The organism is Ancylobacter sp. G4_0304, assembly GCF_047501495.1.
GTDB lineage: Bacteria > Pseudomonadota > Alphaproteobacteria > Rhizobiales > Xanthobacteraceae > Ancylobacter.
Genome location: NZ_JAZDRM010000004.1, coordinates 47,246 through 61,547, shown reverse-complemented (window position 1 = coordinate 61,547; position 14,302 = coordinate 47,246). Strand labels below are relative to the sequence as shown.

Below are 14,302 nucleotides of genomic sequence, written 5' to 3'. Positions count from 1 at the left end.
CCGGGACAGTCGTTCACCGATCGGAACCTGACCTATGGATGCCTCACCCACCACCTCGCCCGATGATGCCGCGCTCCGCCTTGGTCCCTCGCTGCCGGACTGGGACCCGGAGGTGGATGACGCGCTGATCGTGCGCGAGGTGCGCGAGGAGACGCACGACGTGAAGACGTTCGTGCTGGCGCCGCGCACGCCCTGCCTGTTCCGCTACGCGCCCGGCCAGTTCCTGACGCTGGAACTGGAGATCGGAGGCGAGACCATCCATCGCTGCTACACGATCTCCTCCGCGCCGACGCGCCCGCACACGATCTCCATCACGGTCAAGCGCGTGCCGGGCGGGCCGGTGTCGAACTTCCTGCACGACACGGTGAAGGCCGGCTCGGTGCTGCGCGCCGTCGGGCCGATGGGCGATTTCTCCTGCTTTTCGCAGGGGCGGCCCGCCGCATCTCCGAAATATCTGTTCCTGTCCGGCGGCTCCGGCATCACCCCGCTGATGTCGATGGCGCGCACCTTCCACGACCTCGCCGAGCCGCGCGACATCGTGTTCGTCCATGCCGCGCGCGCGCCGGCCGACATCATCTTCCGCGCCGAGCTGGAGCTGATGGCGCGCAACCAGCCCGCGACCTTCCGTTTCGCCCCGGTCTGCGAAGGCGACAGCCCGCGCGAGCCGTGGCACGGGTTTCGTGGCCGGCTGAATCCCGGCATCCTCAACCATGTCGCGCCGGATTTCCGCGAGCGCGAGGTGTTCGTCTGCGGCCCCTCGCCCTTCATGGCGGCGGTGCGGGAGATGCTGAAGACCTTCGGCTTCGACATGGCGCGCCACCATGAGGAAAGCTTCGATTTCGCGGAATTGGCCGGCGCCGAGCCCGAGGTCGCGGCGGAGGTGCTGGCGGCCGAGGGGTTGGCAGCGGACATCGTCGCGCCGGCGACCGTCACTTACAAGGTCGCCTTCGCCAAGAGCGGGCGCACCATCGAGTGCCCCTCCGATATGTTCGTGCTGGATGCGGCGCGGCGCGCCGGGGTGCGGCTGCCCTCCTCCTGCGCCAAGGGCCTGTGCGGCACCTGCAAATCGAAGCTGGTCTCGGGCACGGTCGACATGAAGCATGGCGGCGGCATCCGCCAGCGCGAGATCGATGCCGGCATGGCGCTGCTGTGCTGCTCGAAGCCGACCAGCGACCTCGTGGTTGACCGCTGAGCGCCGCGCTCAGCGGATGAGGTCGAGCGCGCCGGAAACCTTCTCCTTCACCGCGTCATAGGCGGCGCTGGTTCCCGAAACCGCGCCGTCGACCGTGCGGTCGATCATGGAGCGCGCGCCCGAGATCACCGGGGCGATCATGGTGTTGGCGAGCAACCCGCTTTCTTCGGCGGCGCCCTGCGCCTGCGGGGCCGGATAGGCGATCGGCCCCAGCATCGGATCGCGTGTCTCGCAGTTACCCGTGCACTGGTCGAAGCGCTCGACGCCGGCCGGATAGGCGGTGAGTTGCGCCGGCGCGTGCCCGGCTCCGGCGGCCGGGGCGGCGCCTGAAGCGGGATGCGGCTGCGGCCGGTAGACTGCCGAAGGCTCGATCGCCCGCACCAGCGTCGGCGCCGGGCGTTTGTCGGCCTTCTCCAGAACCGGCAGCGCGACCTCCTCCGGCGAGGCGATGGGGCGCGCCAGATTGCGCAATCCGCTCTCGTCGAGCGCGCCGAGCGCGTAGCCGCCGGCATGGTGGACGCTGTCATAGGAGCGGGCATCGACCCGGATCGGGGTTGCGGCGACATGCTCGCCGCCGGCATCCATGACCAGATGCGAGCCGACCGCCAGCACGGCCAGGAATCCCAGCGGCAGGGCGATGCGGCCCGCGCGCCAGGAATGGAACCGTTGAAGCGAAGAGCGGTGGAAACGCATGAAAGAATCCTCGTTCGGAAGCCTCATTGACAGGTCCCGCCATGACTTTTTTGCGGCGGTACTGGCGCACACCCATGACCGATGACAGGTATTTCTGAAGCAAATGCTGACAATCGGTTTACCCTTGCCCCGCGCGGCGGCAGAACGACGCTCGATCCGTCACGCCGCCGAACTGGAATCATGTGACCCGAGGCCCTTTACGTGTCCGACCTGGCATCGCTCCGGCGCATCGGCTTCCTCACCTTGCCGAACCATTCGATGATCGCCTGCGCCAACGCGCTGGAAGCGCTGCGCATGGCCAATTACGTCGCCGGACACCCGATCTATTCCTGGCATGTGGTGACGATCGACGGCCAGCCGGCGAGCGCCAGCAACGGGCTCACCCTCTCCCCCACCCGCGCGCTGTCCGAAGTCGGCACGCTCGACCTGCTGCTGGTGTGCGGAGGCGTCGACATCCGCCACGCCGCGACCCCGGCCATCGAGGACGCGCTGCGCCGGCTTAGCCGGCGCGGCACGGCGCTCGGGGCGCTGTGCACCGGCGGCTTCGTGCTGGCGGAGGCCGGGCTGCTCGATTTTCACCGCTGCGCCGTGCACTGGGAGAACCTTGCGGCGGTGCGCGAGGAATTCCCCCATGTCGCGTTCGTCGAGGACGCCTACGCCATCGACCGCGACCGGCTCACCTGCACCGGGGGCATCGCCCCGCTGGAGATGATGCTGGAACTGATCGAGGCGCATGGCGGCAGGGGTCTGGCCGACAAGGTGTCCGAGCAGTTCATCCTCGACCGCGCCGGCGCGCGGGCGGGACGGGGCAAGCCCGCGGCCCGGCCGCGCCCGGTGCTCGCCGACCCGACACTCGCCCGCGCGGTGAAGCTGATGGAAGCGGCGATCGAGCGCCCGCCGGGCGTCAAAGCCATCGCCCGCCGGCTCGACGTCTCGCAGCGCCAGCTGGAGCGCCTGTTCCGCCGCGATCTCGGCATGGGGCCCGCCGCCTATCATCTGGGACTACGGCTGGAGCGGGCGCGCGAATTGCTGCGGCTCTCCCCGCTCTCGGTCACCGATGTCGGGCTGGCCTGCGGCTTCGCTTCCGCCGCGCACTTCTCGGCGGTCTATGCCCGGCGCTTCGGCCACCCGCCAAGCGGCGAGCGCCGGTCTGCCTAGCGCGTGCCGCATCGGCGCCTCGCTTGCGCATCTGGCGCGCAGCTTGCTAAGTCGCGTGGGTCCGAAGGTCTGGAGCGCCGTCCCGGCGCTTCGCCCCGGGTTCCTGATGGAGGCGGGTCACCCCCGCGACGCACGCGAATGAACGTGTCGCCTCCCGATCTGCCGCCCCGCGACGCCAACACCGTCCGGGAGCTGCCGCCCGGCCTTGCCGCGCGCTATTCCGGCATGGCCGCCGGGATGCTGGCCTCCGAGCGCACCCCGCTCGCCGACGCCCGGCTCGGCCTCGCCATGACCTTCGTCGCCGGCGCCACCAATGCCGGCGGGCTGCTGGCGGTCGGGCAATACACCTCGCACATGTCCGGCATCGTCTCGGCCATGGCGGATAATCTCGTGCTCGGTGCCTCCGGCCTGGTGCTGGCCGGGCTCGGCGGGCTGCTGCCCTTCATCCTCGGCGCGGCGTGCTCGGCGATCATGGTCAACTGGGCGCGGCTGCATCACGCCGGCAGCGAATACGCCATTCCGCTGACGCTGGAAGCCTTCCTGCTTCTGGCCTTCGGCGCGCTGGGCGGCTATGCGCGTCATTCCGGCCTCGCGCTGTTTCTCGCCGTCGCGGTGCTGTGCTTCATCATGGGGCTGCAGAACGCCACCGTGACCAAGATGTCCGGTGCCAAGATCCGCACCACCCACATGACCGGCGTGGTCACCGACATGGGAATCGAGCTCGGCAAGCTGCTCTACATGAACCACCGCCGCCGCCCGGCCGGCGTGCCGCTGGTGATGGCCGACCGCGAGAAGCTGAAGCTGCTCGCCATGTTCCTGGCGCTGTTCTTCTGCGGCGGCGTGGTCGGCGCGCTGGGGTTCAACTATGTCGGCTTCATCTTTTCGGTGCCGCTGGCGCTGCTGATCCTGGTGCTGGCCGGCCCCTCGCTGATCCTCCATCTGCTGCGCCGCATGCGCCGTTGAACGGCGTGGAGCGAACGGGTCGCAACGCTACCGGCCCGATGGCGCAATCGTTCTGTTCGGCATAGGCGCGCGCGACCTATCGTGCCACCATGACCGGGATCGCCGGTTAGAGCCCTTTCCGATCGGACACACTCGTCCGATCGACAGGAAAGTGCTCTCGATTCAATGAGCCGGAGCATTTTCTCTTCGCGAAGGTCGATCGACTTTCGTGGAAAATGCTCTGGAGGGAGCGCGCGCGGGCACCATGATCGCCAATGCCGAGGCCTTGCTGAAGCCCTTGACCATCAAGGGCCTCACCATCCGCAACCGGGTGATGTCGACCTCGCACGCCCCCGGCTATGGCCGGGACGGCAAGCCGCAGGAGCGCTACCAGCTCTATCACGCGGAAAAGGCCAAGGGCGGCATCGGGCTGACCATGTTCGGCGGCTCCTCCTCGGTCGCCATCGACAGCCCGGCGGCGCCGTGGAACCAGATCTCCGTCGCCGACGACAGCGTGATCCCCTATTTCCAGCAATTCGCCGAGCGCGTACACGCCCACGGCGCCAAGCTGATGATCCAGCTCACCCATATGGGCCGGCGCACCAAATGGGACACCGAGAACTGGTTCCCCACCCTCTCCGCCTCGCCCCGCCGCGAGCCGGCCTCGCGCACCATTCCGCGCGAGATGGACAGGAACGACATCCGCCGCGTGGTTCGCGCCTTCGCCGAGGCCGCGCGGCGCTGCAAGGAGGGCGGGCTCGACGGCTGCGAGATTTCCGCCGCCCATGGCCATCTGGTCGATCAGTTCTGGTCGCCGAGCGTCAACCAGCGCAGCGACGAGTATGGTGGCTCGCTGGAGAACCGCATGCGCTTCGGCCGCGAGGTGCTGGAGGCGATGCGCGAGGCGGCGGGGGACGATTACGTCATCGGCATCCGCATGTCCGGCGACGAGATGATTGCCGACGGCCTCAGCCATGAGGACTGCGTGGAGATCGCCGCCACCTATGCCCGCGACGGGCTGGTCGATTTCCTCAACATCATGGGCGGGCAGGCGCGCGACGAGATGAGCCATGCCGTCTCGCTGCCCAATATGTCGTTCCCGGTGGCGCCGTTCCTGTTCCTGCCGAGCGCGATCAAGCGCGAGGTCGAAGTGCCGGTATTCCACGCCCAGCGCGTCACAGATCTGGCCACCGGCGCCCGCGCGGTCGCCGAGGGCCATGTCGACATGATCGCCATGACCCGCACCCATATCGCCGATCCGCACCTCGTGAAGAAGCTGATGGAGGGCCGCGACGACGACATCCGCCAGTGCGTCGGCGCCGGCTACTGCATCGACCGCATCTATGTCGGCGGCGACGCGCTGTGCCTGCAGAACGCCGCGACCGGGCGCGAGGCCACCATGCCTCACGTCGTCCCCCGCGCCGCGCAGGCCCGCAAGGTAGTCGTGGTCGGCGCCGGCCCGGCGGGGCTTGAGGCCGCGCGCGTGTGCGCCGAGCGCGGGCACAAGGTGGTGCTGTTCGAGAAGGAGACGGCGGTCGGCGGCCAGATCAACATCGCCGCCAAGGCGACCTGGCGCGAGGCGCTCTCCGGCATCCCGCGCTGGCTTTATGCGCAGGTGCAAAAGAAGGGCGTCGACATCCGCCTCGGCCGCGAGGCGAGCGAGGCCGACATTCTGGCCGAGGCGCCGGAGGTGGTGATCATCGCCACCGGCGGCCTGCCACAGCACGGCCATGCCAAGGGCCACGAGCACATCGTCACCACCGCCGACGTACTCGCCGGCCGGGTGCAGCCCACCGGCTCCGTGCTGCTCTATGACGAGATCGGCGGCCACAACGCCGCCTCCACCGCCGAGGTGCTGGCGAAAGCCGGCTGTCTGGTCGAGATGGCGACGCACGACCTCCAGATCGCGCAGGAGGTCGGCACCACCAACAAGCCGGTGCACCTGCGCGAGCTCTACAAGCTCGGCGTGGTAATGAGCCCGAACATGGAGCTGATCGAGGTCTACCCGGAGGGCAACCGGCTGATCGCCGCGCTGCGCAACACCATGACCGAGGCCGAGGAGGAGCGCGTCGTGGACCGCGTGGTCGCCGATTACGGCACGCTGCCGGTGAACGCCCTGTTCGAGGCGCTGCGCGGCGCCTCGGTGAACGATGGCGAGACCGACCTCGACGCGCTGGTGGCCGGCCTCCCGCAGCGCTGGAGCGGGCAGAAGGGATTCGCGCTCTATCGCGTCGGGGACGCCTGGACCGGGCGCAACATCCACGCCGCGCTCTACGATTCCCTGCGCCTGTGCAAGGACCTGTGAGGGCCATGCGCGCCACTCCCCCGCCGCCCGCCGCGCGACGCCCACCCGCGAGAAATCGGGTCGCCGTGGCTCTCCGCGACCGGCAGCGGGCTCGACGCGGGGCCCGCGGAACCGGGGGGCGATGATGAGCGTCGGCGCCGGCCTCGCCTTCGTCATTCTGGGCCTGTCGGTCATCGCCGCCGCGCTGGCGGCAAGCCGCGCCCGGCTGTGGCGAAGCGGGCGGGCGGCAAAGGTCGACTGGGTGACGGGCCTCCTCGCCGTGCCGAAGCGCTATCTCGTCGACGTGCACCATGTCGTCGGGCGCGATCCCTCTGCCGCACGCATGCATGCGCTGGCGGCGGGCGGGCTGCTGGGCGGCTCGGGCCTCGCGCTGCTGGCCGGATTGACCGAGTCACGCCTCGTCTGGTCGGCCACCGCCCTCCTGTTCGCGCTGGCGCTGGCCGGCGGCATCATGGTCGGGCGGCGGCGCTACCCGCGCAAGCCGGCACGGCTTTCGGGCGGAAAATTCCAGCTTCTGCCCTTCGCGCTGGTCGCCTATGGCGCGGGTGCGCTGCTGGTCGCGCTGGACGCCGCGCTCGGGCACGCGCTGGCGCCGCTCGGCTGGATCGGCCTTGTGCTGGCGGCGTTCGGAGGTGGCTGGCTCGCGCTCCAGATCGGGCGCGGGCCGATGCGCCACGCCTTTGCCGGCGCGCTGCATCTCGCCGCCCATCCCCGGCCGGCGCGCTTCGACGGCGTGCGCGAGACCGCGCTGGTGCCGCTGGATCTCGGCGCTCCCCGGTTAGGGGTCGCGACGCCGGCGGATTTCGCGTGGAACCGGCTGCTGGGCTTCGATGCCTGCATCCAGTGCGGGCGCTGCGAGACCGCCTGCCCGGCCTTCGCCGCCGGCCAGCCGCTGAACCCCAAGCGGCTGATCCAGGACCTCGTCACCGCGATGCAGCCGGGCGGTTCCAACGCCGCCTATACGGGCAGCCCCTACCCGAATGCGCGCCCGGTCGCCGGGATCGGCGGGCCGGAGCGCCCGATCGTCGGCGCGGGGGCGATGATCCACCCGGACACGCTGTGGTCCTGCACCACCTGCCGCGCCTGCGTCGAGGAATGCCCGATGATGATCGAGCATGTCGACGCGATCATGGATCTGCGCCGCTTCCAGACGCTGGAGCTCGGCGCCCTGCCCGAAAAGGCGAGCCGCCCGCTCGCCGAGCTGCGCTATGCCGACGAGCCGGGCGGGCGGGCGCTAGGTGCCCGCACTGACTTCGCCGCGGGGCTGGACCTGCCGCTTCTGCGCGAGGGCGGCCATGCCGACATCCTGCTCTGGCTCGGCGAGGGCGCCTACGACCTGCGCCACGGCCGCACCTTGCGCGCGCTGGTGGCGCTGCTGAAGCGCGCGGGCGTCGATTTCGCGGTGCTGGGCGAGGAGGAGCGCGACTGCGGCGATCTCGCCCGCCGGCTCGGCGACGAGGACGGATTCCAGCGCCTCGCCCGCGCCAATGTCGCGACGCTGGCGCGCCATTCCTTCGGCCGCATCCTCACCGCCGATCCGCACGCGCTCCACGCGCTGCGCAATGAGTACCGCGCCTTCGGCGGCGCCTATGAGGTGATCCATCACAGCGCGCTGCTCGACGAGCTGGTGGCGGCGGGGCGGCTTCCCGTCGGCGCGCTCGCCGAGGCCCGCGTGACCTATCACGACCCGTGCTATCTCGGCCGCTACAATGGCGAGGTCGACGCCCCGCGCCGGCTGCTGGACCGGCTCGGCGTCGCGCGCGTCGAGATGGAACGCTCGGGCCGGCACTCCATGTGCTGCGGCGGGGGCGGCGGCGCGCCGGTCAGCGACATCGAGGGCGACGCCCGCATTCCCGACCTGCGCATGGGACAGGCGAAAGCGACCGGCGCGGGGATCGTGGCCGTCGCCTGCCCGCAATGCTCGGCCATGCTGGAAGGCGTCACCGGCGAACGCCCGGCGGTGCACGATCTCGCCGAGCTGGTGCTGATGGCGGTGGAAGCCGCGCCGGTGGCGGAGGCCGCGCGATGAGCCGGCTGCGCCGCAATCCGCGCGCCGAGCGCGAGGCGATGCGCATCGCCGGCGGCGCGCGGCCGCGCTTCAGCCGCGAGGCGTCGCTCCCGGTGTCAGGCCGTCCGCGCCGCGACCCGCGCGCGGAAATCGAGGCGCTGCTGGTACCCGGCGGCGTGCGGCCCCGGCTCGACCGGCTGTCGCGCGGCAGCGTGCGTCCGGTGCGCGACGAGGCGACCTCGCCGAGCGAATCCACTGTCCAGACACGCGTCGTCGCCGCGCCGGCCTTCCTCGTCGCGGTGGTGCCGGACGCGCCGGGCGGACGCCTCACCCCGCTCGATCGCCAGCTCCTCGGCGCCGCGCATCTGCTGGCGGGCGAGGACGGGGCGGTGCTGGTGCTGGCGGAAACCGGCGGCGAGGACTTCGCCCATGCCGGCGCGGATCGCTTCGGTCTCGTCGCCACGTCCTCGGATTATGACCCCGAGGTCCGGGCCGCTGTGGTGGCGCAGGCGCTGGAAAGCCTGAACATCCGCCACGCTTTGTTCGCGGAGAGCGCGGAAGGCGGCGACCTCGCCCGCCGCGTCGCCGCTCTGCTGGGCGAGCCCCTGTTCGCCGGCGCGGAGAGCCTGACGCCCAAGCTGGTCACCCGCCCCGCGCGCGGCCGGCGCATCGAGCAGCGCCGCGCCCCGCCACGGCTGATCTCGCTGGTGGCCGACAGCCTCGCGCCCTATGCCGGGCCGGTATGCGAGGCGCTTGCTGTCGAGCTGCCGACACCGGAAGCCGGTGGCGGCGCCATTGTCTCGGCCGAGATCATCCCGGCCGATCCCGCCACCGTGCCGCTCGGCGAGGCGGAATTCGTGGTGTCGGCCGGCAACGGCGTCAGCGACATTGCGAGCTTCCTCGACCTTGCCCGGGCGCTGCGGGCCACGCCTGGCGCCAGCCGCATGCTGTGCGATGCCGGGCTGATGCCGCGCAGCGCGCAGGTCGGCGCGTCCGGCACGGTGCTGAACGCCACCTGCTATCTCGCGCTCGGCATTGCCGGGGCGCCGCAGCATCTGCAGGGCATTACCGGCTGCGAGCATGTGGTGGCGGTGAACACCGACCTCCACGCCGCCATGGTGGAGCGCGCGGGTCTCGCCATCATCGCGGACGCGCAACAGGTGATGCCGGCGCTGATCGCGGCGCTGGAGGACGAGCCATGAAGATCGTGGTGCTGTTTTCCGCCGGGCGCCATCCCGCCTCGGGCACGCCCTGCCCGGTGCCGGTAGAGCTTCAGGCATTGCGGCTGGCCCGCGAGTTGGCCGGCGCGGACGAGGTGATCGGGCTTCATGCCGGCCCGGTTGACGGCGCGCCGCTCGACGTGCTCGGCCATGGGCTGGGCAGGCTCATCCATCTGCGCATGGCGGCGGGGGACGACCCGCTCCCGGCTCTCGCGGACGCCCTGGACGCGCTCGCGCCCGACCTCATCCTCGCCGGCCGTGTCGGGCAGGGCTCCGAGGAAAGCGGGCTGCTGCCCTATGCGCTCGCCCGTCGGCTCGGCCGGCCGATCCTCGCCGACGCGGCGGCGCTGGCGGCCGGCGACGACGGCACGCTCACCGTCGAGCAGGCCTTGCCGCGCGGCGTCCGCCGCCGCGTGGTGCTGCGGCTGCCGGCGCTGCTCACGGTGCATCCGGCCGCGCCGCCCGCCCTGCCCTTCACCTTCGCCGCGGCGCGGCGGGGAACGATCGAGCGTCGCGACGTCGCTCCCGCCCCGGCGACTGCGAGCGAAATGGAAGAGCGCCCCTATCGCCCGCGCCCGAAGCTGATCGCCCGGGCCGCGCCCGGCGCCAGCGCGGCGGAACGGCTGAAGGCGGCGACGCAGGCGGCCAGCAGCGGCGGCCGGCTGCTGGTGGACCCGGCACCCGAGGAGGCGGCGCGGGAAATCCTCGGCCATCTGCGCGCAATCGGCGTGCTGCGGCGCTGAGGCGGCGCCCCTCCGGCTCCCTCTCCCCGCCGGGGAAACAGCCCGTCAGCGCTGCGCCACCTTCCAGTTAGCCGGCTTATAATAGGGCGCGTTGGACGCCGCCAGCAGCGGCACGCCGCGAATATGATCGGCCGCCTTTTCCGCCAGCATGATGGTCGGGGCGTTGAGATTGCCGGTGGTGACCGAGGGCATGATCGAGGAATCCACCACGCGCAGCCCTTCGACGCCGATCACCTTCGCGGCGCTGTCGACCACCGCGAGCGGGTCGTCCACCGCGCCCATCTTGCAAGTGCAGGAGGGGTGATAGGCGCTTTCCACCTTGTCGCGGATGAAGGCGTCGATCGCCTCATCGGTGGCGATCTCCGCCCCCGGCTGGATCTCGCGCCCGCGCCAGGGATCGAACGCCGCCTGCGCGAAAATCTCGCGCGTGAGCCGCACGCAGGCGCGCATCTCGATGCGGTCATCCTCATGGCTCATATAGTTGAAGAAGATCTTCGGCTTGTCGGCCGGGTCGGCCGAGTTCAGCCGCACCCAGCCCCGGCTCTTGGAGCGCATCGGCCCGACATGGGCCTGGAAGCCGTGCTCGGAGGCCAGCCCCTTGCCATCATAAGTCACGGCGAGCGGCAGGAAATGGTACTGGATGTCGGGATAGGGAACCCCCGGCCGCGAGCGAATGAAGCCGCAGCTCTCGAAATGGTTGGTGGCGCCCAGCCCCTGCTTGGTCAGCAGCCATTCCAGCCCGATGCGCCCGCGCGCTAACAGGCCCATGGACGAATAGAGCGTGACCGGCTGCGTGCAGGCGACCTGGAAATAGAATTCCAGATGATCCTGCAGATTCTCCCCGACCCCCGGCCGGTCCGCCACCACCTCGATGCCGTGCTGGCGCAGCTCCGCCGCCGGGCCAACGCCGGAGAGCTTGAGCAGTTGCGGCGAGTTGATCGGCCCGCCGGAAAGGATCACCTCGCGCGAGGCGCGATGCTCGAAGCGCTCGCCGCCCCGTTCCCACGCCACGCCCACCGCGCGGCGCCCCTCGAACAGCACGCGGGTGACGCGGGCATGGGTCTCGACCTTGAGGTTCGAGCGGGACATGGCCGGCTTGAGATAGGCGTTCGCCGCCGACCAGCGCACGCCGTCCTTCACCGTCATGTCCATCCGGCCGAAGCCTTCCTGGGCATAGCCGTTGATGTCGTCAGTCGCGGGATAGCCGGCCTGCTGCGCGGCCTCGACGAACACGTTGTAGAGCGGGTTCTTCAGCGGGCCATAGCGCGTGGCGAGTGGGCCGTCCGCGCCGCGATAGCTGTCGCCGCCCTCCTGGCGGCTCTCGGCGCGCTGGAAATAGGGCAGCACGTCGACATAGGACCAGCCCTGCGCGCCCTCCTCCTGCCAGCGGTCGAAATCCGCCGGATTGCCGCGCACATAGACGAGGCCGTTGATCGAGGACGAGCCGCCCAGCACCTTGCCGCGCGGGCAGTGCATCCGCCGCCCGCCGAGCCCCGGCTCGGGCTCGCTCTCATACATCCAGTTGTACTTCGCCATGTTCATCGGGATCGACAGGGCGCTCGGCATCTGGATGAAGATCGAGCGATCGGAGCCCCCGAATTCCAGCACCAGCACGCGCGCCGTGCCGTCCGCTGACAGCCGGTCGGCCAGCACGCAGCCGGCCGAGCCAGCGCCGACGATGATGTAGTCGAACTCCCCGGTCCCCGGCGCGTGCGCGGCCATCAGTAGGGCGCCTCGACGCGACCGAGATTGACGTAGACGCTTTTCAGCTGGGTGTAGTGCTCGATTGCCGCCTTGCCGTTCTCGCGGCCGAGGCCGGACTGCTTGGCGCCGCCGAAGGGCAGTTCGATCGGCGTGATGTTGTAATGGTTGATCCAGCAGGTGCCGGCTTCCAGCTGCGCGATCACCCGGTGGCCGCGCGCGAGGTCGCGGGTGAACACGCCGGCCGCGAGGCCGAAGGGCGTGTCGTTGGCGCGGGCGATCACCTCGTCCTCGTCCTCGAAGGACAGCACCGCCATCACCGGGCCGAAAATTTCCTCGCGCACGATGCTCATGCCGTCCGCGCAGCCGTCGAACACGGTCGGCGCGACGAAGGCGCCCTTCGCCAGCGCGCCGTCAGTGACGCGATGGCCACCGACCAGCAGCTTTGCGCCTTCCGCCTTGCCCTTCGCGATATAGGACAGCACCTTGTCCATGTGCTCGGGCGAGATCAGCGCGCCGACCTGCGTCGCCGGGTCGAGCGGATCGCCGACCACCATTTTTTTGACGCGCGCCACGAGCTTCTCAAGGAACGCCTTGTGCACGGCGGAATGCACGAATACGCGGGTGCCGTTCGAGCACACCTCGCCGGCCGAGTAGAAATTGGCGAGCAGCGCGGCCGACACCGCGTCGTCGAGGTCGGCGTCGTCGAACACGATCAGCGGCGACTTGCCGCCAAGCTCCAGCGTGACGTGCTTCAGCGTGGCGCTGGCGTCCGCCATCACGCGCTTGCCGGTGCCGACCTCGCCGGTGAGCGAGATTTTCGCGATGCCGGGGTGGCGGGTGAGCATCTGGCCGGTCTCGGCAAAGCCCTGCACCACGTTGAACACGCCATCCGGCACGCCGCATTCGCTCATGATCTCGGCGAGCTTCAGCGCGGTGAGCGGGGTCAGCTCCGCCGGCTTGAAGATCATGGCATTGCCGCAGGCGAGCGCCGGGGCGGATTTCCAGCACGCGATCTGCAGCGGATAGTTCCACGCGCCGATGCCCGCCACCACGCCCAGCGGCTCGCGGCGGGTGTAGCCGAAGGCGGAGGGGCCGAGGTCGATGTGCTCGCCGGAAAGCGTCGGCGCGATGCCGGCGTAATAGTCGAGGCAGTCGGCGCCGGAGAGCACGTCGACCACGCTGGTTTCCTGGATCGGCTTGCCGGTATCGAGGCTTTCCAGTCGGGCGAGTTCGTCATTGCGTGCGCGCAGCGTGTCAGCGACTCGGCGCAGGATGCGCCCGCGCTCGGCGCCGGTCATCGCGGCCCAGACCTTCTGGCCCGCCCGGGCCGCGGCGACGGCGGCGTCCACCTCGGCCTCGCCGGCGATCTCGATCTTCGCCAGCACCTCGCCGGTCGCCGGGTTGCGGGTCTCGAAGCTGCGGCCCGAGCCTTCGATATAGGCGCCGGCAATGTGATTGCGGTGCAGGGAGGGAACGGTCATGGCGGAACCTTTCGCGCCGGCCGGCACGGCGGCGGCGATCTGTGAATCGACGAAGGCGGAGGCAACGGTGAGCGCGCCCGCCGCGCTGGTTTCCCCGGTGGCGGACAGGGTGGAGCGCAGCCACAGCCCATCGATCACCGCGGCGATGGAGATGGCGAGCCGGCGCGCCTCCTGCGGCGCCACCAGCCCGCGCAGGGCATGGCTGAGATTGGACAGCATGCGGGACTGGTAGACTTTCTGCACCCGCCGCAGCCGCGCCGAATGCAGCACCTGCCCCCAGAAGGCGAGCCAGACGCTGGAGGTGCGCTGGTCGAACTCCTCCGGCGCGAGGTTCGCCTCGATCACCGCTTGAATGCGGGCGCGGGGGCCATGGGCCTGGGCGAGGCGGCTCGCGGTGTCGCGGGCGATGCGGGCGGAGAGGAAGCGCAGCGTGGCTTCCAGCAGCCCGTCCTTGTCGCCGAAATAATGCGCGACGAGACCGGGCGAGACACCAGCGCGGCGCGCGATCTGCGCCAGCGTCGAGGCGTTGAAGCCGACCTCGGCCAGCGAATCGATGGTGGCCTCGATGAGCTGGCGGCGGCGCACATCCTCCGGCTCGCGCCGGCGGGCGTCGTCCTCGGCACAGAGCGCCGGGGCGGCGAGAGGGGGGGAGGCAGTGGCCCTGGCCATGAGCGGGCTCCGTCGCGGCGCTGCAATCTTATTGAACGTGCGTACAATATAACTCAGTTCACGCCGCCGAAAAGCCCCTTCGCAGCCGCAGCAGACCAAATCGCGCCACTGCGGGGGAGCGACGAGTCTTCCCGGAACCATGCATCAAATCCGCTCAAATAAACGATTCTCATGATTGAAAATTGCG

The 14,302-nt window shown here is 70.4% G+C and carries 10 protein-coding genes; 7 read left to right on the top strand and 3 right to left on the bottom strand.

From position 1 onward, the window contains the following. The first annotated feature begins 34 nt into the window (after nt 1-34). Complete coding sequence (locus VRZ77_RS03575; RefSeq protein WP_414591336.1) at nt 35-1,192, top strand: 2Fe-2S iron-sulfur cluster-binding protein; 1,158 nt, start codon at nt 35-37, stop codon at nt 1,190-1,192. A 9-nt stretch (nt 1,193-1,201) separates the two neighbouring features. Here VRZ77_RS03575 and VRZ77_RS03570 read toward each other — a convergent pair whose 3' ends face one another. Then, complete coding sequence (locus VRZ77_RS03570) at nt 1,202-1,885, bottom strand: hypothetical protein (RefSeq protein ID WP_414591335.1); 684 nt, start codon at nt 1,883-1,885, stop codon at nt 1,202-1,204. Between the two features lie 201 nt (nt 1,886-2,086). On the opposite strand from VRZ77_RS03570, the gene VRZ77_RS03565 reads away from it, so the two are divergent. The 6 genes from VRZ77_RS03565 (at nt 2,087) to VRZ77_RS03540 (ending at nt 10,261) form a co-directional block, all read left to right on the top strand. After that, nucleotides 2,087-3,043 (top strand): GlxA family transcriptional regulator, encoded by a 957-nt coding sequence (locus VRZ77_RS03565; RefSeq protein WP_414591334.1) that lies wholly within the window; start codon nt 2,087-2,089, stop codon nt 3,041-3,043. A 138-nt stretch (nt 3,044-3,181) separates the two neighbouring features. Next, nucleotides 3,182-4,006, top strand: a complete 825-nt coding sequence (locus tag VRZ77_RS03560) for a YoaK family protein (RefSeq protein ID WP_414591333.1) — start codon at nt 3,182-3,184, stop codon at nt 4,004-4,006. Nucleotides 4,007-4,250: 244 nt separating this feature from the next. After that, nucleotides 4,251-6,290, top strand: coding sequence for an FAD-dependent oxidoreductase (locus VRZ77_RS03555; protein ID WP_414591387.1), 2,040 nt, complete (start codon nt 4,251-4,253; stop codon nt 6,288-6,290). Between the two features lie 124 nt (nt 6,291-6,414). Further along, a complete protein-coding gene (locus VRZ77_RS03550; protein WP_414591386.1) occupies nt 6,415-8,319 on the top strand; it encodes a DUF3483 domain-containing protein in 1,905 nt (634 codons plus the stop codon). After that, nucleotides 8,316-9,500, top strand: coding sequence for an electron transfer flavoprotein subunit alpha/FixB family protein (locus VRZ77_RS03545; protein WP_414591332.1), 1,185 nt, complete (start codon nt 8,316-8,318; stop codon nt 9,498-9,500). The genes VRZ77_RS03550 and VRZ77_RS03545 overlap by 4 nt, the downstream gene beginning before the upstream one ends. Next, complete coding sequence (locus tag VRZ77_RS03540; RefSeq protein ID WP_414591331.1) at nt 9,497-10,261, top strand: electron transfer flavoprotein subunit beta; 765 nt, start codon at nt 9,497-9,499, stop codon at nt 10,259-10,261. Before VRZ77_RS03545 ends, VRZ77_RS03540 begins: the two co-directional genes overlap by 4 nt. Nucleotides 10,262-10,306: 45 nt before the next feature. Here VRZ77_RS03540 and betA read toward each other — a convergent pair whose 3' ends face one another. Both betA and betB read right to left on the bottom strand, forming a co-directional pair. Then, nucleotides 10,307-11,983 (bottom strand): choline dehydrogenase, encoded by a 1,677-nt coding sequence (gene betA, locus VRZ77_RS03535; protein WP_414591330.1) that lies wholly within the window; start codon nt 11,981-11,983, stop codon nt 10,307-10,309. Next, entirely contained in the window at nt 11,983-14,115 is a 2,133-nt protein-coding gene (gene betB, locus VRZ77_RS03530) for a betaine-aldehyde dehydrogenase (protein WP_414591329.1), read from the bottom strand. The genes betA and betB overlap by 1 nt, the downstream gene beginning before the upstream one ends. Nucleotides 14,116-14,302: the final 187 nt, after the last annotated feature.